General features: G+C 73.5%; 22 protein-coding genes. 13 read left to right on the top strand and 9 right to left on the bottom strand.

The annotated features are described in order from the left end of the window. The first annotated feature begins 3 nt into the window (after positions 1 to 3). The 3 genes from B1H29_RS23400 (at position 4) to B1H29_RS23390 (ending at position 3,545) form a co-directional block, all read left to right on the top strand. The gene (locus B1H29_RS23400; protein WP_055417070.1) at positions 4 to 1,014 is read left to right on the top strand and encodes a carbohydrate ABC transporter permease; all 1,011 of its coding nucleotides are present in this window, start codon (positions 4 to 6) and stop codon (positions 1,012 to 1,014) included. A gap of 12 nt (positions 1,015 to 1,026) precedes the next feature. Then, positions 1,027 to 1,938, top strand: a complete 912-nt coding sequence (locus B1H29_RS23395) for a carbohydrate ABC transporter permease (RefSeq protein WP_055417071.1) — start codon at positions 1,027 to 1,029, stop codon at positions 1,936 to 1,938. A gap of 164 nt (positions 1,939 to 2,102) precedes the next feature. Continuing rightward, positions 2,103 to 3,545, top strand: coding sequence for a GH1 family beta-glucosidase (locus B1H29_RS23390; RefSeq protein ID WP_055417072.1), 1,443 nt, complete (start codon positions 2,103 to 2,105; stop codon positions 3,543 to 3,545). A 121-nt stretch (positions 3,546 to 3,666) separates the two neighbouring features. On the opposite strand, the gene B1H29_RS23385 is transcribed toward B1H29_RS23390, so the two are convergent. The 3 genes from B1H29_RS23385 to B1H29_RS23375 all read right to left on the bottom strand — a co-directional run bounded on the left by B1H29_RS23385 (position 3,667) and on the right by B1H29_RS23375 (position 7,548). Then, positions 3,667 to 5,184, bottom strand: a complete 1,518-nt coding sequence (locus B1H29_RS23385) for a glycoside hydrolase family 18 protein (protein ID WP_055417073.1) — start codon at positions 5,182 to 5,184, stop codon at positions 3,667 to 3,669. A gap of 133 nt (positions 5,185 to 5,317) precedes the next feature. Beyond that, on the bottom strand, positions 5,318 to 6,727 hold the full coding sequence (locus tag B1H29_RS23380) for a sensor histidine kinase (protein WP_055417074.1): 1,410 nt from the start codon (positions 6,725 to 6,727) through the stop codon (positions 5,318 to 5,320). After that, on the bottom strand, positions 6,724 to 7,548 hold the full coding sequence (locus B1H29_RS23375) for a response regulator transcription factor (RefSeq protein ID WP_079160414.1): 825 nt from the start codon (positions 7,546 to 7,548) through the stop codon (positions 6,724 to 6,726). The genes B1H29_RS23380 and B1H29_RS23375 overlap by 4 nt, the downstream gene beginning before the upstream one ends. Before the next feature lie 290 nt (positions 7,549 to 7,838). Here B1H29_RS23375 and B1H29_RS23370 point away from each other — a divergent pair, with 290 nt between their 5' ends. After that, a complete protein-coding gene (locus B1H29_RS23370; RefSeq protein WP_055417743.1) occupies positions 7,839 to 8,399 on the top strand; it encodes a hypothetical protein in 561 nt (186 codons plus the stop codon). Between the two features lies 1 nt (position 8,400). Here the strand turns inward: B1H29_RS23370 and B1H29_RS23365 are convergent, their stop codons facing one another. Further along, entirely contained in the window at positions 8,401 to 9,270 is an 870-nt protein-coding gene (locus tag B1H29_RS23365; protein WP_055417075.1) for a spermidine synthase, read from the bottom strand. A gap of 52 nt (positions 9,271 to 9,322) precedes the next feature. Next, positions 9,323 to 9,706 (bottom strand): hypothetical protein, encoded by a 384-nt coding sequence (locus tag B1H29_RS23360; protein ID WP_055417744.1) that lies wholly within the window; start codon positions 9,704 to 9,706, stop codon positions 9,323 to 9,325. Positions 9,707 to 10,009: 303 nt separating this feature from the next. Between B1H29_RS23360 and B1H29_RS23355 the strand changes: the two genes are divergently transcribed. Continuing rightward, positions 10,010 to 11,467, top strand: coding sequence for a hypothetical protein (locus tag B1H29_RS23355; protein ID WP_055417076.1), 1,458 nt, complete (start codon positions 10,010 to 10,012; stop codon positions 11,465 to 11,467). 369 nt (positions 11,468 to 11,836) lie between these two features. Here B1H29_RS23355 and B1H29_RS23350 read toward each other — a convergent pair whose 3' ends face one another. Further along, the gene (locus B1H29_RS23350) at positions 11,837 to 12,433 is read right to left on the bottom strand and encodes a histidine phosphatase family protein (protein WP_055417077.1); all 597 of its coding nucleotides are present in this window, start codon (positions 12,431 to 12,433) and stop codon (positions 11,837 to 11,839) included. A gap of 196 nt (positions 12,434 to 12,629) precedes the next feature. Between B1H29_RS23350 and B1H29_RS23345 the strand changes: the two genes are divergently transcribed. The 4 genes from B1H29_RS23345 to B1H29_RS23330 are packed head-to-tail and all read left to right on the top strand — an operon-like array spanning position 12,630 to position 17,677. Further along, entirely contained in the window at positions 12,630 to 13,583 is a 954-nt protein-coding gene (locus B1H29_RS23345; protein ID WP_055417078.1) for a phosphatase PAP2 family protein, read from the top strand. A 1-nt stretch (position 13,584) separates the two neighbouring features. Then, positions 13,585 to 14,697, top strand: coding sequence for a hypothetical protein (locus B1H29_RS23340; protein ID WP_167392615.1), 1,113 nt, complete (start codon positions 13,585 to 13,587; stop codon positions 14,695 to 14,697). After that, positions 14,688 to 16,304 carry a hypothetical protein gene (locus tag B1H29_RS23335; RefSeq protein ID WP_055417080.1) on the top strand — a complete coding sequence of 539 codons (1,617 nt, stop codon included), beginning with the start codon at positions 14,688 to 14,690 and terminating at the stop codon, positions 16,302 to 16,304. Before B1H29_RS23340 ends, B1H29_RS23335 begins: the two co-directional genes overlap by 10 nt. Next, a complete protein-coding gene (locus B1H29_RS23330) occupies positions 16,301 to 17,677 on the top strand; it encodes an AAA domain-containing protein (RefSeq protein WP_055417081.1) in 1,377 nt (458 codons plus the stop codon). Before B1H29_RS23335 ends, B1H29_RS23330 begins: the two co-directional genes overlap by 4 nt. Before the next feature lie 280 nt (positions 17,678 to 17,957). Here B1H29_RS23330 and B1H29_RS23325 read toward each other — a convergent pair whose 3' ends face one another. Beyond that, the gene (locus B1H29_RS23325) at positions 17,958 to 18,950 is read right to left on the bottom strand and encodes a helix-turn-helix transcriptional regulator (protein ID WP_055417082.1); all 993 of its coding nucleotides are present in this window, start codon (positions 18,948 to 18,950) and stop codon (positions 17,958 to 17,960) included. 102 nt (positions 18,951 to 19,052) lie between these two features. Between B1H29_RS23325 and B1H29_RS23320 the strand changes: the two genes are divergently transcribed. Then, on the top strand, positions 19,053 to 19,418 hold the full coding sequence (locus tag B1H29_RS23320; RefSeq protein WP_055417083.1) for a VOC family protein: 366 nt from the start codon (positions 19,053 to 19,055) through the stop codon (positions 19,416 to 19,418). An 11-nt stretch (positions 19,419 to 19,429) separates the two neighbouring features. On the opposite strand, the gene B1H29_RS23315 is transcribed toward B1H29_RS23320, so the two are convergent. Then, entirely contained in the window at positions 19,430 to 19,864 is a 435-nt protein-coding gene (locus tag B1H29_RS23315; protein WP_055417084.1) for an ATP-binding protein, read from the bottom strand. Between the two features lie 279 nt (positions 19,865 to 20,143). Between B1H29_RS23315 and B1H29_RS23310 the strand changes: the two genes are divergently transcribed. The 3 genes from B1H29_RS23310 to B1H29_RS23300 all read left to right on the top strand — a co-directional run bounded on the left by B1H29_RS23310 (position 20,144) and on the right by B1H29_RS23300 (position 22,309). Further along, on the top strand, positions 20,144 to 20,935 hold the full coding sequence (locus tag B1H29_RS23310) for a helix-turn-helix domain-containing protein (protein ID WP_409350897.1): 792 nt from the start codon (positions 20,144 to 20,146) through the stop codon (positions 20,933 to 20,935). An 8-nt stretch (positions 20,936 to 20,943) separates the two neighbouring features. Then, the gene (locus tag B1H29_RS23305; RefSeq protein WP_055417086.1) at positions 20,944 to 21,138 is read left to right on the top strand and encodes a DUF397 domain-containing protein; all 195 of its coding nucleotides are present in this window, start codon (positions 20,944 to 20,946) and stop codon (positions 21,136 to 21,138) included. Positions 21,139 to 21,208: 70 nt separating this feature from the next. Further along, positions 21,209 to 22,309: an LLM class flavin-dependent oxidoreductase gene (locus tag B1H29_RS23300; RefSeq protein WP_055417087.1), complete on the top strand. Its 1,101-nt coding sequence runs from the start codon at positions 21,209 to 21,211 to the stop codon at positions 22,307 to 22,309. Here the strand turns inward: B1H29_RS23300 and B1H29_RS23295 are convergent. After that, positions 22,285 to 24,180 carry a putative bifunctional diguanylate cyclase/phosphodiesterase gene (locus B1H29_RS23295; RefSeq protein ID WP_055417088.1) on the bottom strand — a complete coding sequence of 632 codons (1,896 nt, stop codon included), beginning with the start codon at positions 24,178 to 24,180 and terminating at the stop codon, positions 22,285 to 22,287. The genes B1H29_RS23300 and B1H29_RS23295 overlap by 25 nt on opposite strands. Positions 24,181 to 24,341: the final 161 nt, after the last annotated feature.

Genomic DNA, 24,341 nt, shown 5'->3' with positions numbered 1-24,341 from the left:
GGAATGACCACCCGGCACGACACCGCCGCGCCCCCCGCGAAGGGGGGCGCGGCCCCGGGCCGACCGCCCGGTGACGCGGTCTCCCCCGAGGCGGCCAGGAAACGGGCCCGGCTCTCCCGCCGCTGGCAGCGGGACATGCGCTGGAGCCCGTACGCGTTCGTCGCCCCGTTCTTCGTGTTCTTCGCCGCTTTCGGCCTGTTCCCGCTGATCTACACCGGCTGGGCCTCGCTGCACACGGTGGAGCTGACCGCGCCCACCGACATGGCGTGGACGGGGCTGGACAACTACACCAGGATCTTCGACGACGACTTCTTCTGGAACGCCGCGAAGAACACGCTGACCATCGGCATCATCTCCACGGTGCCGCAGCTCATGATGGCGATGGGCCTGGCGCACATCCTCAACTACAAGCTGCGCGGCTCCACCTTCTACCGGGTCATCATGCTCGCGCCGTACGCCACGTCGATCGCCGCCGCCGCGCTGGTCTTCGTGCTGCTCTTCGGCCGTGACTACGGCATGATCAACTGGGTGCTCGACTCGGTCGGGCTGGGCAAGGTCGACTGGCAGAACGACAAGTGGGCGTCCCAGTTCGCCGTCTCGTCGATCGTCATCTGGCGCTGGACCGGCTACAACGCGCTGATCTACCTGGCGGCCATGCAGGCGATCCCGCAGGACCTGTACGAGTCGGCGGCGCTGGACGGTGCCAGCCGGTGGCGGCAGTTCCTCCACGTCACACTGCCCGCGCTGCGTCCGACGATCCTGTTCACGGTCGTCGTGTCCACCATCGGCGCCTCGCAGCTGTTCGGTGAGCCGCTGCTGTTCGACGCCAACAAGGGCGCCTCGGGCGGCAGCCAGCACCAGTTCCAGACCCTCGGCCTGTACCTGTACGAGCAGGGCTGGGTGAACCAGCATCTGGGCCGCGCCTCCGCGATCGCCTGGACGATGTTCCTGATCCTCATCGTGATCGGGCTCGTCAACTACGTCATCTCGCGCCGGCTGCGCGCCAGTAGTTAAGGAGAACCGGCCGTGACGACGACCCTGACGAAACCCCCGGCCGAGCCGGTGCCCGAGCCTGACCGGCGGCGGCGCCGCGGGTCCAAGGCGTCCCGGGCCGGCGGGCAACTGCACGCGGGACCGATCGCGTACATCATCCTCGCCGTGTTCACGCTCGGCTCGCTGTTCCCGCTGGTGTGGACGGCGATCGCCGCCTCCCGCGACAACCAGCGCCTGGCCCAGACCCCGCCGCCGCTCTGGTTCGGCTCCAACCTCTTCGACAAGCTGGAGATCGCCTGGAACGACGCCAACCTGGGCGAGGCGATCCTCAACACCACGATCGTCGCGGGGATCTCCTCGGCCACCGTCGTCTTCATGGCGACGGTCGCCGGCTTCGCCTTCGCCAAGCTGAAGTTCCGGGGGCGCAACGCGCTGATGCTGATCGTGGTCGGCACGATGATGGTGCCGCCGCAGCTCAGCGTCATCCCGCTGTACATGATGGTCGCCAAGCTGGACTGGTCCGACCAGCTCCAGGCGGTGATCTTCCCGTCCCTGGTCAGCGCGTTCGGCGTGTTCTTCATGCGGCAGTACCTGCTCCAGGCACTGCCGGACGAGATCATCGAGGCCGCCCGTGTGGACGGCGCCAGTAGCTGGCGGGTGATCTGGCACGTGGTGTTCCCGACGGCGCGCCCAGCGATGGCCGTGCTGGGCATGCTGACGTTCGTGCAGGTGTGGAACGACTTCCTGTGGCCGTTCCTGGTGCTGACGCAGAACGGCAACCCGACCGTGCAGGTCGCGGTGGCCGGCCTCGGCCGCGGCTTCACCCCCGACCAGGCCCTCATCATGGCCGGCGCGCTGCTCGGCACGCTGCCCCTGCTGCTGGTCTTCGCGATATTCGGCAAGCAGATCGTGGGCGGCATCATGCAGGGCGCCGTCAAGGGCTGACACCTCACCGAGGGGGCCGGGTCGCCGTCGTCCCGGCCCCGCCCCTCCCCCCTCGTACTTCCCGCCCGTGGGTCCCCCACGGACCCGGACGGCCCGCCTTGTCCCGCCATGTCCCGCCATGGCTCTCCACGACCCTCCACGAACCCGCCTATGGGAGCGCTTCCATGCTTGAGTCCGCAACGCCGGTGACCCCGGTGACCTTCCCCCCTGCCTTCCTGTGGGGCGCCGCGACCTCGGCGTACCAGATCGAGGGCGCGGTGCGGGAGGACGGCCGTACCCCCTCGATCTGGGACACCTTCAGCCATACGCCGGGGAAGACGGCCGGCGGCGAGACCGGTGACATCGCCGTCGACCACTACCACCGCTACCGCGACGACGTGGCGCTGATGGCGGAACTGGGTCTGGGCGCCTACCGCTTCTCCGTCTCCTGGTCCCGGGTGCAGCCGACCGGCCGCGGCCCCGCCGTCCAGCGCGGCCTGGACTTCTACCGCCGCCTGGTGGACGAGCTGCTGGCCGCCGGGATCAAGCCGGCCGTCACGCTCTACCACTGGGACCTGCCGCAGGAGCTGGAGGACGCGGGCGGCTGGCCCGAGCGCGACACGGCGTACCGGTTCGCCGAGTACGCGCAGATCGTCGGCGAGGCGCTCGGCGACCGGGTCGAGCAGTGGATCACGCTCAACGAGCCGTGGTGCGCCGCCTTCCTGGGCTACGCCTCCGGAGTGCACGCCCCCGGCCGGACCGACCCGGCGGCCTCGCTGCGCGCCGCGCACCACCTGAACCTGGCGCACGGCCTGGGCACGGTGGCGCTGCGCTCGGTGATGCCGGCCCGCAACTCGGTGGCGATCAGCCTCAACACCTCCGTCGTCCGGCCGCTGTCGCAGAGCCCGGCGGACCTGGCGGCGGCACGGAGGATCGACGACCTGTCCGGCGGGATCTTCCACGGCCCGATCCTGCACGGTGCCTACCCGGCGACCCTGCTGGAGGCGACGGCGTCGGTCACCGACTGGTCGCACGTCCAGGACGGCGACCTGGGAGTGATCCGCCAGCCGCTGGACGCGGTCTGCCTCAACTACTACACGCCCACCGTGGTGTCGGCGGCGGACGCGGACTCGCGCGTCCCGCGCGCCGACGGACACGGCGCGAGCGACCACTCGCCGTGGCCGGCCGCGGACGACGTGGCGTTCCACCAGCCGCCGGGCGAGCGTACGGAGATGGGCTGGAGCGTCGACCCGACCGGCCTGCACGAACTGATCATGCGCTACCACCGCGAGGCTCCCGGCCTGCCGCTGTACATCAGCGAGAACGGCGCCGCCTACGACGACAAGCCCGGCGCGGACGGCACGGTGCACGACCCCGAGCGGGTCGCCTACCTGGACGGCCACCTCAGGGCGGTCCGCCGGGCCATCGCCGACGGCGCCGACGTCCGCGGCTACTACCTGTGGTCCCTGATGGACAACTTCGAGTGGGCCTACGGCTACGAGAAGCGGTTCGGCGCGGTGTACGTCGACTACGTCTCCCAGCAGCGCACCCCGAAGTCGAGCGCCCTCTGGTACGGGCGCGCCGCCCGCACGGGCACGCTGCCGCCGGTGGAGTCGGCCGCCGAGTAGATCCCGGGCCCCGGGGGCGGGGACAGGGACGGGGGCGGGGACGGGGGCGGGGGCGGGGGCGCGGCATTCCACGGGGGTGCCGCGCCCCTGCCGCGCCCCCGCTCGCGGGGTGTGCGCCGGGTCAGTTGTAGGCGGCGAAGGCCTTCGCGAAGGCGTCCTTCTCCTGGTCGACGGAGCTGCACGTGGCGTCGGCCACGGGCTTCGGGCCGCCCGGGCATGCCTTGTCGCGGGTCGCGGACCACATCGACAGCCGGCCCAGGCCCTTGGACTCGGCGAACCTCACCAGTTGGGTGGCGTCGTCGACCTCGAAGACCTCGGTCACGACGTCGTTGACGCCGATCATCGGGGTGACGGCGACCGTCTTCCAGGCCTCCCTGTCGGAGAGGCCGAGGACGCCCTCGACCTGGGCCTGGGTGGCGGTGGCGGCCTGCTCGGCGTAGGTGCCCATGTCGCCGCTGTAGGCGGGGCCGTAGTCCATCGCCATGATGTTGACGTTGCCGATCTCGACGCCGTTCCTCTCCGCGTCGGCGAGGAGGTCGACGCCCGCCTGGGTCAGGCCCTCGGGCATGACCGGCAGCGTGAAGGAGACGTCCAGGCCCGGGTGCCGCTTCTGCAGCGCGGCGATGGCCTGGGCGCGGCGGGTGTTGGCGGCCGTATCGGGCAGGGCGCCGCCCTCGACGTCGAAGTCGACCTTGGTGAGCTCGTAGGCGTCCACGACCTTGCCGTACGCCGCGGCCAGCGCGTCGGCCGACGTGCAGGTCGTGGCCAGTTCGGAGCCGGCCGCGCCGCCGAAGGAGACGCGGACGTCGCCGCCCTCGGCGCGCAGGGCGCCTATCTGGCCGGCCACGGCGTCGCTCGCGAGGTCGGTGACGCCGCCCCACTTGGGGGTGCAGCCGCCGCCGTCGGTGACGAAGGCGAGGTTGTAGTTCTTCACGCCGGTCGCCTCGGCGCTCGCGACCAGGTCGAAGGCCGGGTAGAGGGAGGTGTCGACGTAGGGGGCGAAGCCGGTGCCCGTGCCGGTGCCGGTGCCGGTGTCGGTGCCGGTGTCGGTGCCGGTGTCGTTGCCGTTGCCGGGGGTTTCGGTGGGCGCCGGGGTGGTGGGCGGGTCGGTGGGCGCCGGCTCCGCGGTGGCCGTGTCCGTCGGGGTGGGAGGCGGTGTGGGCGTCGCAGCGGGGGGTTCGGTGGGGCGGCCGCTGGGCTCGGGGGTGGCGCCGTCGTCCGCCGAGCACCCGGCGTCGTCGATGAGGCAACCGGTCGGGTCGTCGGTGCCGTTGACGACCAGGCCGACCGTGACGGACTCGCCGGCCTTCAGGCCGTCCGGGTCCCACTTCGGCGGGGTCACGGTGACGTGCTGCCCGCTGACGCTCGACTCGGCGTTCCACAGCGAGCCGAGCTCGGCACCCGGGGGCAGGTCGAACTCCAGCGTCCAGTCCGCCTTCGCCTGCCCGGTGTTGTTGGTGACGACGTACTGGGCGGTGTAGCCCGTCGACCACTCGCTGGTCCTCGTGTACGCGGCCCCCACTCCGGCCGCCTGCGCGGTGCTGGTGAACACCAGCGCGCCGCCGCCGGCCACGGCCGCCGCGACGAGCGTGCCGATCGCCTTGTCCCTGCCACTGATCCTGCGCCGGTGCGTGCTCATCGCGTGCCTGCCTTCGCTGTTCACGGGGCCCCGCCGGGGGGTGCGTGTGGGGGTGGGGTGCGGCAGCACGCTAGCGAGCCCGAAACGGGCAAAGAGCCTGATCCGGGCGGGGGTTGGCGATCTTAGGGTGCGCTTAAGGGAGGGATCGGGACCGATTAAAGGTCGCGGCGACCCGGGGCTGCCGGCGGCGCCGTACTGACCCCCGGTGTCCGCGCCGTACCGGCGCCGCCCGCCCGTCCAGTTGGATCCAGAGCCGCACCTCGGTCCCGCCGAGCACGGAGGAGCCGATCCGTACGTCGCCGCCCGTCGACTCCGCCAGCCTGCGCACGATGTCCAGGCCCAGCCCGGTCGACCCGTCGTTGCCCGAGCCCCGGCCGCGGGCCATCGCCGCGTCGGGGTCGGGGATGCCGGGGCCCGCGTCCGAGACGAGCACGATCACCGCGTCCTCGCCGTTGTGCAGGTCGACCGCGAAGGCGGTGCCCTCGGCGGTGTGCCGGAAGACGTTGCCGAGCAGGGCGTCGAGGGAGGCGGCCAGGTCGGCGCGGGCCACGGGTATGCGCACCGGCCGGTCGGCGCCGGCCACCCGCCACTTGCGGCCCTCGTCCTCGGCGAGCGCCGACCAGAACCCCATCCGCTCCCGCACCACCTCGGCCGCGTCGCACCCGGCGCCGGGTCCGGCCGCGGCCGTCTGCGGCTTGGCGTCCCGGGCGGTGCGGATGATCGTGTCGACCTCGCGCTCCAACTGCTCGACGGCGGACCGGGTCTGGTCGGCGGCCGGCCCGTCGCCGAGCGAGGCCGCGTTGAGCCGCAGCACGGTCAGCGGCGTACGCAACCGGTGGGAGAGGTCGGCGGCCAGCTCCCGTTCGTTGGCCAGGAGCTGGACGACCTGGTCGGCCATGGAGTTGAACGCCACCGCCGCCAGGCGCAGTTCGTTCGGGCCCTCCTCCGGCACCCGCGCGCCCAGCTTCCCCTCCCCCAGTTCGTGCGCGCCCTCGACCAGGCGCTGCGCGGGCTGCACCATCCGTACGCCCAGCCGGTCGGCGACCGCGACCGAGCCGACGATCAGGGCGGCGCCGACCGCGGCGAGCACCGCCCAGGCCGTGCCGACGCCGTTGGTGACCTCGGACTCGGGGACGTAGACCTCGACGACGGCGATCTCGCCGGAACTGAGCGCGACCGGCTGGAGCAGCGTGGAACCGCCGGCCACCTCCGTGGTGGAGGCGCGGCCCATCTCCCGTACGGCGGCGATGTCGTCGTCGGTGGCGCGCTGCCGGCCGATGTCGGTGCCGCCGCTCTCCTTGCCGGACGCCGGTATGTGCACGGCCATCCCGGCGTCCGAGCCGGCGGAGGCGACGACGCGCTCCAACTGCTCGCGGTCGGTGGTGATGGACAGTGCCGGGGCGACGGCGGCGGCCTCCCGCTCGGCGTTGGAGAAGGCCCGGTCCCGGGCCATCTCCCGGATGACGAGTCCGAGTGGGACGGCGAAGGCGACCACGACCATCGCGGTGACCGCGAGCGACACCTTGACCAGGGCCCATCTCATCGTGGCGGCTCCGCTGCGGGAAGCCCCGTGGCCGGCCCGGCGGGCGGTCGCGCGGGCGGACCGGCGGGCGGTCGCGCGGGCGGACCGGCGGGCGGCCCGGTGGACGGTCCCGCGGGCGGGCCGACGGGTGGCTCCGTGGGCGGCTCCAGCTTCACGCCGACGCCGCGCAGGGTGTGCAGGTACCGCGGCCGGGCCGCGGTCTCGCCCAGTTTGCGGCGCAGCCAGGACAGGTGGACGTCGATGGTCTGGTCGTCGCCGTAGGACTGCTGCCAGACCTCGGCGAGCAGTTCCCTGCGGGGGACGACGACTCCCGGCCGGCCGGCCAGGAAGGCGAGCAGGTCGAACTCGCGGCGGGTCAGGTCGAGCCGGGCGCCGTCCAGTTCGGCCTGGCGGCGCAGCGGGTCGACGGTGAGGCCGCCGACCCGGATGACGGTCGACGGCGCCGCCTCGGCGGGGCCGGACCGGGCACGGCGCAGCACGGCCGCCATCCGGGCCGACAGGTGCTCGACGGAGAACGGCTTGGTGAGGTAGTCGTCCGCGCCCGCGTTCAGCAGCCGCACGACCTCCGCCTCGTCGTCCCGGGCGGTGGCCACGATCACCGGTACGTCGGTGATGCCGCGCAGCATCTTCAACGCCTCGGAGCCGTCCAGGTCGGGCAGTCCGAGGTCGAGGATCACCACGTCGAAACGGAAATGGGCGACCTCGCGCAGCGCCTCCAGCGCCGTGCCGACGCTGCGCACCGTGTGCGAGGCGTCGGTCAGATGCCGGATGAGCGCCGAGCGTACGAACTGGTCGTCCTCGACCACGAGCACACTTGCCATGGGCGGCACCGTACGCCATGCGGGCCGGCCCGGTGCGGGCCTGTGGACAACTCCGGTCCGGCTCCGTCGGGCCCCGGCCGGCCCCTGCTCCGGCCTCGTTCCCGCCTCGCTCCGGCCCCGCTCCGGCCCCGCTCCCGGCCCCGCTCCGGCCCCGCTCCCGGCCTCGTTCCCGCCTCGCTTCCGGCCTTACCCCCGGCCTTGTTCCCGCTCGCGTTCCCGAGCCGGTCCCTGACCTGGTTCCGGTTCCGTTCGGGCGACACGCCTGTGACGCGTGAGGCAGTATGGCCGCGATGCGCAGAGGACTCGTACACGTACTCGCCTGGCTGCTCGCCACCGGCGCGGCGGTCACGCTGTCGTGGTGGGGCGTCCACACGGTGATGGCGGGCACTGCCTACGACCGCCCTCGCGCCCTGCCCATCACGGCGGCCGACGAGGGCGCGCGGGAGTCGCGGGAGGCGCAGGACACCGCGGGTTCGGGGTCGTTGGCCTCGTCCACCAGGCGGCCGTCGCCCTCGGGCAGTGCCTCGCCGAAGCCGAGCGAGACCCCCGACGAACCGTCCCCCACCCCGCCCCGGACCGCGCCGTCCACCTCTTCCGAGGCTCCGGTGGCCCCCTCCCCCACCGCGTCCGGCCGGGTCAGGAGTTACGAAACCGACGGTGGCCGCGCGGTCTTCGACCTCGGTACGTCGTCCGCGTCCCTGGTGTCGGCGACGCCGGGTGCGGGCTGGTCGATGCAGGTGTGGAAGACGGAGTCGTGGATCCGGGTGGAGTTCGCCTCGGGCGCGGACCGGGTGTCGGTGTTCTGCACCTGGCACGACGGTCCGCCCCGGGTGGAGGTCGGCACCTACTGAGTCACCGGAAGACGGACGGGGGCGGCGCCGGGGAGGCCACCGCCGCCGCGTCCGTCACGGGTACGGCGCCGCCGGTGAAGTCGGCCAGCACGCGGCCGTGTGCCACGCGCGCGGGGTGGGGGTCGCAGGCGGCGCGGCGGGTGAGTTCGGCGACCGGCAGCGGGTGGTCGGAGGCGACGAGGATCGCGTTGCCGAAGCGCTTGCCGCGCAGTACGGCCGGGTCGGCGACGAGGGCGAGTTCCGGGAAGCGGTCGGCGGCGGTGGCGATCTGTCCGCGCAGATGGGCGAGCGGCGGTCCGTCGGCGAGGTTGGCGGCGAAGATGCCGCCGGGCGCGAGGGCGCGCCGGACCTCGTCGAGGAACTCGGTGGACGTCAGGTGGGCCGGGGTACGGGCCCCGCTGAAGACGTCCGCGACGACCAGCCGTGCCCAGCCGTCGGGCACCTTGGCCAGTCCGGCGCGGGCGTCGGCGGAGCGCACCCGGATCCGGGCGCCGGGGTCCAGGGGAAGTTCCCGGCGGACCAGCTCGACGAGGCCGGCGTCCTTCTCGACGACCTGCTGGGTGGAGCGGGGGCGGGTGGCGGCGACGTAACGGGCGAGGGTGAGGGCGCCACCGCCGAGGTGCACGGCCTGCACCGGCTTGCCCGGCGGGGCGGCCAGGTCGATGACGTGCCCGAGGCGGCGCTGGTACTCGAAGGACAGGTACGCCGGGTCGTCCAGGTCGACGTGCGACTGCGGGGCGCCGTCGATCAGCAGCGTCCAGGCCCGGCCGCGCTCCCGGTCGGGGATCAGCTCGGCGAGCCCGCCGTCGACGTTCTCGGCGACGGCTTCGGCGGCAGCGCGCCCGCGGCGGGCGTTCCTGGACTTTCCCATCGGTCCATTATCGGCGCGACCGGAACGGCACCGTACGGGTGGACCGGGGGACTCAGCTACAGCCGTCCGCGGCCTCGATCAGCCGGGCCGCCTCGCCCAGCGCCGCCCGCAGTACCGCGGGGTCGGTCGCCAGGTCCGCCTCGCCGGGGGGCAGCAGCCAGTCCGAGCCCGCCAGGGGCGGCTCGGGGGCCGGGTCGAGGCTCAGTCCGCGGCCGTCCGTCTCCGTGCAGGTGCTGCCCGGCACGTCCCAGGCGGCGGCCGTGCCCGGCGGCACCAGGAACCCCAGGGTGTCGCAGCCGTAATCGTGGATCACGGGGCCCACCCCGTCACCGGCGCCCCGCCTGAGGATGTCGACCGCCTCCAGACCCTGCCGGGTCGGCACGGTGACGACCTCGCAGGCGTCGCAGGGGGGATCGCTGAACCGTCTGGTATCCATCCCGGCCTCCACCACGGAACTCCTCCTTGGACGAGCGGGTCGGGTCGGGAGTCGGGGGGCCTCCCGGTCCGCAGCGTTCAACGCGTGGAGCCGTCAACGGCTACGGCACAAGTCAGCCGCAAAGGATGGCACTTCATGGCAGAACGCGGATGAGATATCCGGTTTGTAGCCAAACAGCGCGTGGCGGCTCCGTCACAGCCGGTACGTTCTTGCTCGCCGGGAACAGGGCTGACAAACGGAGAAATCCTCGTAACCCGCCCCCGTCCCGGCATGGTTCGTCGGTTCGCACGAGAGGACCCGGCCATGGCGTCGTCAACGGTGACCTCAGCCCAGCCCGACCGGCCGGCGCGGCCGAACCTCGCCTTCCGGCGCTTGCGCGGCGGGCGCTCGCCCGCCGAGTTCGCGGCGGTGGTGCGGCGGGCCGCGCGGGAGATCGGCGAGCGGGTCAGTTGCGACGCGCGCTACGTCGGCCGGGTCGAGGCGGGCGAGATCCGCTGCCCCAACTACGCGTACGAGCGGGTGTTCCTCCACATGTTCCCCGGCCGCACGCTCACCGACCTGGGCTTCGCGCCCCGTTCGTCGGTACGCGGGCGCCGGGCGCGCGCCTCGGAGGACGCGCCCCCGACGTACCCCGGGGCGCCTTCGCGCGCCACGGGTGAGATGCGAGGGGCGCACGAGCCGTATGAGACACCGCACACGCGGGACACGCACGACACGCGAGACCCGCACGACGACAACGAGGAGAGCGACGTGCTGCGTCGCGCATTCATGACGAGCGGTGCCACGGTGGCCGTCGCATCGCTGGGCCCTCTGGGGCTCGCTCTCGACGCCGCGGCGGCGCAGCGCCCCGTACGCAGGGCCGGGGCGGGCTACGCGGGCGCCCTCGAAGAAGCCGTCCGCCGGATCCGGCTGCTCGACGACCGGCACGGCGCCGACGGTCTCTACCGGCGCGCGGCGGCCCCGCTGCGTACCGCGTACGCGCTGCTGGACGCCGGTGCGACCCGGCAGGCGACGGCGGACCGGCTCTACTCCGGCGCCGGTGAACTGGCGATCTCCGTGGGCTGGCTGGCGCACGACTCCGGGCGCTTCGACGACGCGCGCTCCCACTACGCCGAGGCCCTCGCCACGTCCCGGATGAACGGCGACGCGGGTCTGGAGGCGCACGCCTTCTGCAACATGGCGTTCCTGGCCCGCGACGCCGGGCGTCCGCGCGAGGCGGTACGGGCGGCCCAGGCCGCGCGGAGCGCCGCCCGCCCGCTGGGCTCGGCCCGGCTGATGTCCCTGCTCGCGCTGCGCGAGGCGGGCGGCTGGGCGGGGCTGGCCGACCGCGTCGGCTGCGAGCAGGCGCTGGCCCGCGCGCAGGCCTTCTTCGGACGGGGCCCCTCGGAGGCCGACCCCGAGTGGATGAGCTTCTACGGCGAGGCCGAGCTGGAGGGACTGGAGGCCCAGTGCTGGTCCACCCTGGGCGACTGGCCCCGGGCGGCACGGCACGCACGCCGGGCGGGCGAACTGCAGGACCCGCACTTCACCCGGAACCTCGCGCTGTACTCGGCGGAACTGGCGGACGACCTGGCGCGCGGCGGCCGGCCCGACGAGGCGGCGGGGGCGGGCATGCGGGTCCTGGACCTGCTGGGCGAGGTCCAGTCGTCACGCGTCCGCACGATGCTGTCCGCCACGGCACGGGTACTGCTGCCGCACCGGCGGGCATCGGACGTCTCCGCCTTCCTGGACCGCCACGCTGCCCTGCCGCGAACGGCGTGATCCGCACCACGGCGCGGTGCCCGCGGGCACCGCCCCGGCCCCGGCCCCGGCCGCGGCAGCCGCGCCTGCCCAGTGCTCCCCGACGGCTCCCGAGGGCTTGGGGCCTGAGGGCTGGGGGCTGGCCCTGGGGCGGCCTGGGACCTGGGACACCTGAAGCCCGGGGCACGGGGCACGGGGCACGGGGCAGCCCTGGGACCTGAGGCAGCCTGAGCGCCCGTAAAGCCGGGCAGCGCCTCCGCCGGGCAGCGCCTCCACCGGACAGAACCTCCGCCCGACAGCGCCTCCGCCGCACAGCAGCGCCTCCGCCGGACAACGTCTCGGCCGGACAGCGCCGAAGCCGGGCCACGCCGACGCCGGGCCACGCCGACGTCAGCCCGCCAGGTGCCCCAAGTCGTTCCAGCTCTCCAGCGCCGGCTCCCCGTACGCCCAGCCCAGCACCGACAGCGACGTCGGGTTCAGCCGTATCCGCGCCGCGAAGTCCAGCGGCAGCCCCAGCCACCGCGCCCCGATCGACCGGAGAATGTGCCCGTGGGCGAAGACCAGCACGTCGCGGTCCGCCTCCCGCGCCCACGCCACCACCTCGTCCGCGCGCGCGGTGACCTCCGCCAGGCTCTCGCCCCCGGGCACTCCGTCCCGCCAGATCAGCCAGCCGGGCCGGACCGCCTGGATCTCGTCCGGCGTCATGCCCTCGTAGGCCCCGTAGTCCCACTCCATCAGCGTGTCCCAGGCCCGGGCGCGCTCACCGAAACCGGCCAGCTCGCAGGTCTGGCTCGCGCGGGACAGCGGGCTGGTGCGCACCTCCACCCCGGGCAGCCCCTCCAGCGGCGCCCGGTGCAGCCGCTCGCCGAGCAGCTTGGCGCCGCGCCTGCCCTCCTCCAGGAGCGGGACGTCGGTCCTGCCGGTGTGTCTGCCGGACAGCGACCACTCCGTCTGTCCGTGCCGGGCCAGCAGGATGCGCGGTGCCATGGAAGGGGGCCTTTCCGGGAGAAATGTCTGAAGGACCACTCCATCATCGCGCACGCCGCACGCGGGCAACCCGGCGGGCGATCCCGGCGTCTATCAGGGCCGAGGGCGCCCAGTGAAGCGGGGCGCGCAGAGGCCGTAAAGTGGCACGCCCGTGTCCGTCCGAGGCGCGCGAGAACGAAGGGGGAGGGCGATCGGATTGCCGCACACCGAGACACCGGGCACCGAGGCGACCCCGAGAACTCGCTTGCGCTGGTGGACCGAGCTGCCGCTCATCGTCCTCGTGTACGCCTGCTACTCCGCGGGCCGGCTCCTCGTCCGGGGTGACATCTCCGACGCGGTCGATCACGGCCTGGCCATCCTGCGGCTGGAGGAGGCGCTGTTCCTCAACGCGGAGCACCCGCTCAACCGCCTCTTCACCCGCGAGCCGTGGATCGGCATACCGGCCGACTTCTGGTACGCGTCGCTGCACTACGCGGTCACCCCCGCCCTCCTGATCTGGCTGTTCCGCTCGCGCACCGTGCGCTACCGGGCCGCCCGCACCTGGCTGTTGACGTCCACGTTCATCGGCCTCGTCGGCTTCACCCTGCTGCCGACCTGCCCGCCCCGGCTGCTGGACGCGAGCCACGGCTTCGTCGACACGATGGCCCAGTACAGCTCGTACGGCTGGTGGGGCGGCGAGGCGAGCGCGCCGCGCGGCCTGGGCGGGATGACCAACCAGTACGCGGCCATGCCGAGCCTGCACGTGGGCTGGGCGCTGTGGTGCGGGGTGATCCTGTGGCGCTACGGCGGCACGCGCACGACGAAGGTGGCCGCCGTCGTCTACCCGCTGGTGACCACGATCGTGGTGATGGGCACCGCCAACCACTACTTCCTCGACGCGGTCGCGGGAGCGGCCGTGATGGGCGCGGGACTGCTGCTGACGCCGTACGTGCTGCGGACGGCGGACCGGGTGCGGACCCGGCTCGCGGCCCGTTTCGCACCGGCCGCACCGGCCCCGGCCGACGCGGGTTCCACGATTGTCAGTGGTGGATGCCAGACTTCCGCGGGTGAGCGATTTCCACGGCAGCGCGAGCAGCGGTTCGGGCCAGGAGCCGAACCGGACGTCTCCTCCTCGGACGCGGGGGACGAGACTCCGGCACCGGCTCGCTGAGCTGCGCGGTCCGGACGTACCGGCCAAGGCGCTGGACGCGCGGGCCCTGGCCGCCCTCGCCGCCAACCCCGGGTGCCGCCGGCGAGCCATCCTCGACGGCGCCGGGGTGGACAAGGCGTCGCTCGCCGGCGCGCTGGGCTCGCCGGCGGTTTTCGGACAGTCCCAGTTCGCGTTCACGCGGGGCAACGCCTTCGAGGCGCGGGTCAAGGCGGACGGGGGCGCCGAGCTGCTGCGGCTCGTGCACGAGCAACTGGACCGGGGCGCCGAGCCGCCCGCCGCCGCCCACGTGCCCGACCTGTCCGCGTCCGGCCCCGAAGGCCGCGCGGCGCGGACCTCGCTGGCCCTGCGGGAGGCCACCGGGACACCCGGCGCCCCCGGGAGCTGGACGCTCCTCGACCACCCGATGCTCGCCCTCGACGTCGCCGGTTCCCCCGCCTTCCTGGAACCGGACGCGGTGGTGGTCCATCCGGACGGAAGCTGGACGGTCGTCGAGATCAAGTCCTTCCCCATGCTGGACGGTTCCGCCGACCCGGCGAAGGTCGGCGCCGCCGCGCGGCAGGCCGCGGTGTACGTGCTGGCCCTGGAGCGGGTGGCCGCCCGTCTGGACCCCGCGCCGCGCGTGCGCCACCGCGTGCTCCTGGTGTGCCCCAAGGACTTCTCCAACCTGCCCACGGCGTCCGCCGTCGACGTGCGCAGGCAGCGCGCGGTCACGGACCGCCAGTTGGCCCGCCTGACCCGTCTCGAGGACATCGCCGACACGCTCCCCGAGGGCGTCCGCTTCTCCCCCGACCTGCCGGCGGAGGAGCTGACCGCCGCGGTCGAGGCGGTCCCGGCGACGTACGCGCCGGAGTGCCTGTCCGCCTGCGAGCTGGCCTTCCACTGCCGCGCCCGGTCCCGGGAGACCGGCGCGGTGACCGCGCTGGGCCGTCCGGTCCGGGCCGAGCTCGGCGGTCTGTCGACGGTGGAGGACGTGCTGGCGGCGGCCCGCGGAGAGGCCGGCGATCCCGACGACCCGGCGGTGGCCGCCCTGCGCAGGGCGGCCCGGCTGCGTGCGGAGGCGCTCGCGGCGGCCGGCGTCGAAGCGGGCGGGAGCGGGGTGGCCGGGTGTCACTGATCACGACGCTCGCCCGGCTGGAGGCGGTGCGCACCGGCCACGCCCAGCCCGCCGCCACGGTCCGGCACCGGCACCTGTCCGACCGTCCGCTGGTCTTCGTGCCGCTGATCACCGCGGGCGAGGCCGGTGCCCCGCTGGGCGCCCTGGTCGGCACCGACCGGGACGCACCGCACCTGCTGGTCGTCCCGCAGCCCCGCGACCGCGATCTGCGCTTCGCGTTCCTGGCCGAGCTGGCCGGCATCGTGCTGCCGCACGTCGAGGCGTACGCCGACAGCGTGGAGGCCGCCGAGCGCACCGAGACCGCCCCGGAGACGGGCAAGCGGGTCAAGGTCGAGGTCGACCTGTGCGCGGACGCCGCGCAACTGATCGTGCCGAGCCGGGCCGGCGTCGACTTCGTACGGCTGCTGGGCAGGTCGATGCGTTTCCGGCGTACGGCGGAGCAGGACCCGCAGGCACCGCACCCCGCGCCGCCGAGGGTGCCGCTGCTCGGCCGGTGGCTGACCCACTACGGCGAGCGGGCCCGAGTCCCGGGTTCCTCCCTCCTCCTCGCCATGACCGACCTGCTGGGCCGGCACTGGGCGACCGGCCAGTCCACGCTGGAGGACCAGCACCTGGGGGCGCTGCTGGCCTGGATCGCCCCGCGGGCCGACGGCGAGGCGACGACCGGCGCCGAGGCCGCGCGGCGTGCCGAACTCGCGCGCGACGCCGACGGCCAACTGCTGTGCCCGCCCGCGGGGCCGGCGACCGACCCGGCCTTCGACAACAAACTGCTCGGCCCCGCCATCGAGCGCTACGACCGTGCCCGCACCGCGCTCGCCGCCGCCGAGGACGGTCTGGAGGCCGACGAGCGGCTCGGCGCGCTCACCGCGGCCGAGCGGGAGATCCGCGCCCTGGTCGAGAGCCGTACGCGACCCACCTGGGACGCCGTGTGGCGGGGCCTGGACCTGCTGCGGGAGCTGCCGGCCGGGGCGCACGTCGAGGAGCGGTGGACCCGCGACCGCTGGTCGTTCACGTCCCACCGCGACCGCGTCCTGTCCGGTGAGCCCCCGCAGCCGCGCCGCGACGACGCGGTGACGGCGGCGAACAAGCTCGCCACGCGCGAGCGCGAGCAGGCCCGGCTGGACGCCCAGGAGGCGCTGGACGATCCGCTGGTGATGGCCGGGCGGCGGCTGTCCGGCGAGGCGTTCGCCGGAGAGGTCACCGACGTGGTCATGGCGTACAGCGAGAGCAAGCGGCCCAGTCCGCGCCCGCTGGTCACGGTCCGCACGGACGACCGGCCGCATCTGGGCGAGCACGTGAAGGTCTACCGGTCGCTGGGCGGCAAGCCGCAGGCGGCGCAGTACGTCGGACCGGCCGACGAGGACGGGCACGAGGGCGGGCTGGTCCTGCGGATCGTCGACAAGATGGGCCGGGGCAAGGAGCCCGAGGCCGGATCGGTGCCCGAGAAGGGCGACCTGGTGTGCTTCACCCTCTTCGAACACGAGCAGCGGGGCGGCGCGAAGCTGCCCGACCCGGACCGGACCCCGTGGACGCACGGCGGACCGCCCGGCGAGACGGCCGCCGTACCGGAGGCGGCCGACGCCCAGACGGAGGAGGACGTCCTGTGACCGCCGAGGCCCCCACGGCCCCCGTCGACCCCACCGCCGCCCCGGCGGGCTTCGACCCGGGCGCGGAGGCCGCCCGCGCCACCGCAGCGATCCTCCACGACACCCTGCACGGCACCGAGCGCGGTGTCGTCGTCGACTCCCCGCCGGGCGCCGGCAAGTCCACCCTCGTGGTGCGGGCGGCACTGGAACTGGCCGAGGCCGGCCGTCCCCTGATGGTCGTGGCGCAGACCAACGCCCAGGTCGACGACCTGGTCCTGCGGCTGGCGGAGAAGAACCCCGACCTGCCGGTGGGCCGCCTGCACAGCAGCGACGCCGACCCGTACGACAAGGCGCTCGACGACCTGGCGAGCGTACGCAAGTCGGCGAAGGCCGCCGATCTCGCCGGGCAGGCCGTCGTCCTGTCGACCGCCGCGAAGTGGGCGCACGTCCCGGTGGACGAGCCGTGGCGGCACGCGATCGTCGACGAGGCGTACCAGATGCGCTCCGACTCGCTGCTGGCGGTCGCCGGGCTCTTCGAGCGGGCGCTGTTCGTGGGCGACCCGGGGCAGTTGGACCCGTTCGCGACGGTGGGCAGCGAGCAGTGGGCGGGCCTGTCGTACGACCCCTCCGCCTCCGCCGTGACGACGCTCCTCGCCCACAACCCGGGCCTGCCCCAGCACCGGCTGCCGGTGTCGTGGCGGCTGCCGGCGTCGGCGGCGCGGCTGGTCTCCGACGCGTTCTACCCGTACACGCCGTTCCGCAGCGGCACCGGCCACGGCGACCGGGGCCTGTCCTTCGCGGTGGCGTCGGACGGCTCGGGCCCCGACCGGGTGATCGACGAGGCCGCCCGCTCCGGCTGGGGCCTGCTGGAGCTGCCCGCACGGCACACGCCCCGCACCGACCCGGAGGCGGTGCGGGCGGTGGCGGCGGTGGTCCGGCGGCTCCTGGACCGGGAGGGCGCGACGACGTCCGAGCGCTCGCCCGGCCCCGCCCCCCTGACGTCCGCCCGCATCGCCGTCGGCACGGCGCACCGGGACCAGGCGGCGGCGGTACGGGCCGCGCTGGCCGACCTCGGCGTGAGCGACGTGACCGTGGACACGGCGAACCGCCTCCAGGGCCGCGAGTACGACGTCACCGTCGTCCTGCACCCGCTCTCCGGCCGCCCCGACGCCACCGCCTTCCACCTGGAGACCGGCCGCCTGTGCGTGCTGGCCTCCCGGCACCGGCACGCGTGCGTCGTGGTCTGCCGGGAGGGAGTGGGCGAGCTGCTGGACGACTATCCGTCCACGGAGCCGGTGCAGCTCGGCACGCTGGTGAAGTTCCCGGACGGCTGGGAGGCGAATCACGCGGTGCTGGCGCACCTGGCGGAGCACCGGGTGGGGTGGCGGCCGTGAACATCCCCGTGGCGCCGGTCCGTCGTTTCCCTCGGGGCTGAGATTCCAACGCCGAACACGTGCCGCGCAGGGAAGACATGGCTCGGGCCAGGGCTGCGAAGCGGCCGGACGCTGTGGCGGGGATCGTCGATAAGGGACCGGTCGCGGACCGGTCGCGGAGCGAGGGAGCCGGGTGAGTCGCGTGGGGAGCCGGTGCGGCTGCCACGGCGAGGACACTTCCGGCCGCTTTGTCATTGGGGGGCTCATTTGAGGGGGTGGTGAACAGTTTCGTGGAAGGTGTTCACGTGGTGAGGGGGTGCCCGGGGGGCCGGTGGGTGTGCGTGCGGGCGATCCGGGTCGCGAGCCGGTGGACCAGCTCGCGGGCCGGCTCGGGCGCGACGACTTCGATGTGGTCGCTGAACTGCAGGAGCTGCCGCACACCGTCCAGTTGGTCGTACGCCACGGTGATCTCGACCCGCCCGTCCTCCCCCGGATCGCTCGCCGTCCTGAACCGGGCACCCAGGACCCGGCGCGCCATGTCCAGGCAGTACGCGTCGAGGCGGGCGGTGACGAGGACGTGCCGCCGGTTCTCCAGCGCCTCGCTCAACTCCCGCACCGTGCCGGCGAGGTCGGCACCGGGCCGGAGCCGCCGCTCGGCGTCGAGCAGGGTCCAGTACCGGAGGCGGGAGAGAGCGAACATGCGCGGCTTCCGGTCACGGTCGGCCACGAGATACCAGCGCCCGCCCCGCTGCGCGAGCCCGTACGGGTCGACCACGCTGTCCCGGACGGCCGCCGTACCGCTCCGCCGGTAGCCGATGCGCAGCCGCCTGGCCGTGCGCAGGTCCCGGACCAGGCCCGCGACGTCGGGCAGGGGCTCGGCGTCCTCGAACCAGGGCCGGTTGTCGATCGCGAGCACGTCCGTCAGGGCCAGCGGCAGGCCGTCCCGCGCGGGCGGCGCGGACCGGCGCGACGTGAGCTTGCGCAGCGCCGACCGGGCCTCCGCCTCGCCGCCGAGCCGCCGGGCCCGGTCGAGATCCAGCCCGACCGCCCGCAGGAGGTCCGCCTCCCCCGTCGTCAGCTTCGACAGGTCGACCTGGTCGCCGGGCAGCAGGCTGATACCGCCGTACTTGCCCCGCTCGGTGAAGACGGGGATGCCCGCGTCGACCAGCGCCCGCACGTCACGCAGCACCGTTCTGGCCGACACCCCCAGCTCGCCGGCCAGCGCCTCGGCGGTGGTCCGCCGACGCGCCTGCAGCGCCGCGAGGAGCTCGATCAGACGTTGCGGTCGACTCATGCGTGGGGCTTCCTCACCTGAACACGACAGACCGTGTCATGTTCTCAGGCGAGGCTGACACCGACGGCCGGAACCGGCCCGCCCGGAAGGAGCCCGACACCCATGTCCGCACCCAACCTCTTCCTCGTCTACGTCGACGACGTCGAGCGCGCGACCGCGTTCTACGCCGATCTGTTCGACATCGAGCCGGTCGTGACCACCCCGCGCTACGTACCGTTCGAGGTCGCCCCCGGAGTGCTGTTCGCGCTCTGGAGCGGCCGGTCGGACCAGGTGGCACCGGGGACGCCGCGCACCTCGGAGGTCGGCCTGATGGTCCCGGGGCCCTCGGCGGCCATCGACGACATCCACGCCGCGTGGACCGCCAAGGGCGTCACCGTGGTCGAACCGCCCCACGACGAGGTCTTCGGCCGCACCTTCGTCGTCGCGGACCCGGACGGCAACCTCATCCGGGTCTCCCCCGTCGACTGACCGGCACCGCCTCACGCCGTCCGGGTCGCGGATGCCGGGGCGGTACCCAGTTCGCACCACACGTACTTGCCCCGGTTACCCTCCCTCGCCAGCGGCTGCCACCCCCACACATCGGCGCAGGCCCGCACCATCGCCAGCCCCCGCCCGTCCTCCCGTTCCACGGCCCGGTCGAACGGCTGCGGCGGCTCGGGCGGCGACGGGTCCGCGTCCCAGGCCCCGAGCCGGAGGACCCCCGTCCCGGACCAGCGCACCCGGAGCGCGGCCGGCCCTTCGGTATGCCGCACGGCGTTGGAGACCAGCTCCGTCGCCAGCAGCTCCGCGAGGTCGACCAGCCGGATCAGCCCGTGCATGGTCAGAATCAGCCGGAGCGTACGCCGACAGACGGTGACGGCACGGGGGTCGTTCGGGATGTAGAGGGAGTACTCCCACGGATCGTTTTCGGGCATGAGGGCTCCTGCCGGAGATGGGGAGGGGAAATGGGATGCGGTGGCATTGCCGCAGCCGCCCTGGCAGGACGGAGCGGTGCGCTTCCAGCACCCCGCAACTCCACACGGTGTGCGTCGCGTCACCGACGGTAGGGCATAAATTTATTACCAAGCAAGCGAGTCGCGTAACCTTGCCCCGAACGAGCCGCCCCAGGGCGCCCGTTGAGCGAGGAGGAAGTCGTGCCGCCGAGACGCACACCCACAGCACGTCAGGGGCGCCTGGGGGCTGAACTGAGAAAGATGCGCGAAGCCGCAGGGCTCAAGGCGACCGAGGCGGCAGCCCTTCTCGGCGTGAACTCCGTCCAGATCAGTCAGATCGAGTCCGGAATCGCCGGAGTGAGCGAGGAGCGGCTACGCCGCCTCGCAGCCAACTACGCCTGTTCCGACGGCGACTTGATCGATGCACTGGCAGCCATGGCGACGGTCCGGGTCAGGGGCTGGTGGGACGACTATCGCGGCGTGCTGCCCGCCGCCTATCAGGACCTCGCCGAGTTGGACCATCACGCGACATTCCGCCGCGATGTGGCGGTCACCCACGTGCCAGGGCTGTTCCAGACGGAGGACTACGCCCGCTCCCTCTTCACCTACATGAACCCGGAGTTCCCCGACCGCGAGGTGGAGCACCGGGTGCGCCACAGGATGAAGCGGAAGGTCATCGTCGAGGGCCCTGACCCAGTTCCCTACGAGACGTTGATCCACGAAGCGGCGCTCCGGATCAAGGTGGCCGGACGTGCTGCGACCCGGATGCAGCTCGCGCGCATCCTGGAGATGTCCGAGGCCGAGCACGTCACAGTTCGCGTGATTCCGTTCACACTGGACGACTTCGCAGGAGCGGGCAGCGCCATGGTGCACGTGGGCGGAGCCGTGCCCCGCCTGGACACCGTGGTGCGCGACGCACCGCATGGCACGGTCTTCCTTGATTCCGAAGCCCAACTGGGTCACTTCCGAAAGCTCTTTCGTAGGGTGAGGGACGAATCGCTCTCCCCGGAGCGGTCGCGCGAGCTCATTCACGATCTGACGAAGGAACTGTGAGGGAAACGATGATCACCCCCACGCAGTGGCAGAAGTCGTCCTACTCCGGCGGCGGCGAAGGCAACGACTGCGTCGAAATCGCCCACCGCGGCCCCCACATAGCCGTCCGCGACTCCAAGGCCCCCGCCAGGGCCACGCTCACCTTCCCCACCCCCGCCTTCACCGCCTTCCTCACCGCCCTGAAGACCCCCACCGGGGAATAACCGGAGACCCCCTCCTGTTACGCCGCGCAGCGAACCGCAGCGAATGTCACGACACAGGAGGCACCCCACCATGGCCGCAGACGCCGCAGAGGAGATCCGGGGCACGGCCCACGGCACCGCGCCCGTCCCCCTCTCCGTACTGGACCTGGTGACCGTCGGCGCCGGCCGCACCGCCACCGACGCCCTGCGCACCAGCATGGACATCGCACGCCTCGCGGAGAACCGCGGCTTCCACCGGTACTGGGTCGCCGAGCACCACTCCATGCCCGGCGTCGCCTCCTCGTCCCCCGCGGTGATCCTCGCCCACCTGGCCGCCCACACCGACCGCATCCGGCTCGGCTCGGGCGGCGTCATGCTGCCGAACCACGCCCCGCTGGTGATCGCCGAGCAGTTCGGGACGCTGGAGGCCATGGCCCCCGGCCGCGTCGACCTCGGCCTCGGCCGCGCCCCCGGCACGGACGGTGCCACGGCCGCCGCCCTGCGCCGCACCGACCGCCTGAACGAGGGCGCCGACGACTTCCCGCAGCAGCTCGCCGAGCTGATCCGGTTCCTGGACGACGACTTCCCCGACGGGCACCCGTACCGCCGTATCCACGCCGTGCCCGGCCCCGTGCAGGCGACCTCGCCCGGCGGCGTGCAGTCGGCCCACCGGCCGCCGGTGTGGCTGCTCGGCTCCTCCGGTTTCAGCGCCCGGCTGGCCGGCACCCTCGGGCTGCCGTTCGCCTTCGCGCACCACTTCTCGGCGCAGAACACCGTCCCGGCGCTGGACCTGTACCGGGAGTCCTTCCGGCCGTCCGCCGTCCTCGACGCCCCCTACGCCCTCATCGGCGTCTCCGCGCTCGCGGCCGACGACGAGAAGGAGGCCCGCCGGCAGGTGCTGGCCGCCGCGCTGAACATGGTCCGGCTGCGCACCGGGCGCCCCGGGCTCGTGCCGACGCCGGAAGAGGCCGAGGCGTACGACTTCAGCCCGATGGAGGAGGAGTTCGTGGCGTCCTGGAACTCCAACGTCATCCACGGCACCCCGGACGAGGTCCGGTCCGGCCTGGACGATCTCCACAAGCGCACCGGGGCCGACGAGCTGATGCTCACCGCCAACGCCCACGGCGGCGACGTACGCCTGCGCTCCTACGAGCTGATCGCCGACGCCTACGGGTTGCCGACGCCGGCCTGAACCCCGGCCGCTCCGGGCCCCGCGGGGCCCAGCAGCGCGGAGATACGGTCCGGTGCCACCGGTCGGGAGTACAGCCAGCCCTGACCGGTGTCACAGCCGATGCGGCGCAGACGGGTCGCCTGGTCGGACGTCTCCACGCACTCGGCGGTGACGGTCAGGCCCAGCCGGTGGGCGAGCTGGACCATCGCCTCGACGATGACCTCGTCGGCCGGATTGGCCCCGGTCGCACCCGCGTCCGCTCCGGCTCCGGCGCCGGCGACCCCGTCGTACTGGAAGCCCCGCACGAAGGCGCCGTCCAGCTTCAGGACCGAGACCGGCAGCCGGCTCAGGTAGGCCAGGTTCGAGTAGCCCGTGCCGAAGTCGTCGATGGCGATGTGGACGCCCATGTCGCTGAGCGCCTTGAGGGCTTGGAGCGGGCGGCCCGCGGAGCCCATCACGGCCGACTCCGTCAGCTCGAGCTGGAGCAGGTGCGGGGCCAGACCGGTCTCCTCCAGGGTCGCCGCCACGTCCGCCACCAGGTCGGAGTCCCAGACCTGGCGGACCGCCACGTTGACGCTGACGAAGATCGGCGGATCGTCCGGGTGGGCGAGCTGCCAGCGACGGGCCTGGTGGCAGGCCGTACGCAGGATCCAGCGGCCGAGGGGAACGATCGAACCGTCCTCCTCCGCCAGTGCGATGAACCGATTCGGCGCCAGTACGCCGAACTGAGGATGATTCCAGCGGATGAGCGCCTCGACGCCCCGCACCCGGCCGTCCTCCATGCCGACCAGCGGCTGGTACTCCAGGGCGAACTCGCCGCGTTCGATGGCGGGCCGGAGCGTGGCGGCGAGCGCCTGGCGGGTCATGCGGTTCGCGTTGCGCTCGGGGTCGAAGAGCGTCCAGCGGGCGCGCCCGTCGGCCTTGGCCCAGTACAGCGTGGTGTCGGCGGCCTGCATCAGGGCGGTGGGGGTGGTACCGGCGGTGTGGCGTTCGACGACGCCGACCGACGCGGTGACCGAGAGGCGGCGCTCGCAGAGCTCGAAGGGCGCCTGGAGGGCCGTGAGGACCGATTCGGCCAGGTCGGCGAGCTGGTCGGTACCCGTGGAGTCCTCCACCAGGAGGGCGAACTCGTCACCGCCCAGCCGGGCCACCAGCGGGGCGCCGCCGGACCGCGCGTGGGCGGCCTCCTGCGCGCAGCGCGTGAGGCGTTCGGCCACGGCGGCCAGCAGCCGGTCGCCGACGCGGTGGCCGAGGGTGTCGTTGACGGCCTTGAAACCGTCCAGGTCCAGGTAGCACACGCCGATCCGGCCGGTGCCGCCGTGCTCGTACGAGTCCGCCTCCAGCGCGGCCGTCAGCCGCTCGAAGAACAGCGCGCGGTTGGGCAGCCGGGTCACCGGGTCGTGCATCTGGAGGTGGCGCAGCCGGGCCTGGAGCTCGCGCCGGGCGCTGATGTCGGCGACCGACAGCAGCAGGCCTGACCGCACGTCCTCCGACTCGGCCAGGGGCGCGACCGTCACCTGCGCCCACAGGGAGTGCCCGTCGGCCCCCTTCAGCCGCCGGGTGCAGCGCAGCCGGGTCCGCCGGCCCAGCAGCACCTCGCGGTAGGCGTGCCAGGTACCGGCGTCGGAGCCGAGGTCGACCAGGTCGGCCGCCGCGCAGCCGGCCAGCTCGGCCGGGTCGGTGCCGAGCAGGGTGCCCAGGGTGTCGTTGGCGCTGACCACCATGCCCTCGGCGTCGACGACGGCCATGGCGAGGGGGGCGGCCGCGAACGCCGAACGGTAGGTCGGGGGCCCCGTACACGGCGTACGAGGAGCCAGATACTTGTCACTCTCTGTGACGGCCGACCGGTCGAGGTCTGCCGCGGGCGCCGGCCCTTCGGAGGTTCCGTTCACCGCTCGCTCCCGCAGTGCCTCGATCTCTGTTCGTGCTCTGTTCGTGCAGGAAAGTGTGCCGATCATAGAGGCTGCCACGGGGCCCTTCCAGCCGCCGTTCCGCGTTCGGGACCGAGTGATCTTCCTGGCAGATCGTTTCTGCCAACACCTGGACGGGTTCT

It is taken from the genome of Streptomyces pactum (assembly GCF_002005225.1).
Taxonomy (GTDB): domain Bacteria; phylum Actinomycetota; class Actinomycetes; order Streptomycetales; family Streptomycetaceae; genus Streptomyces; species Streptomyces pactum_A.
The sequence above is the reverse complement of the archived record's forward strand: the minus strand, read 5'-3'. Positions and strand labels throughout refer to the sequence as shown.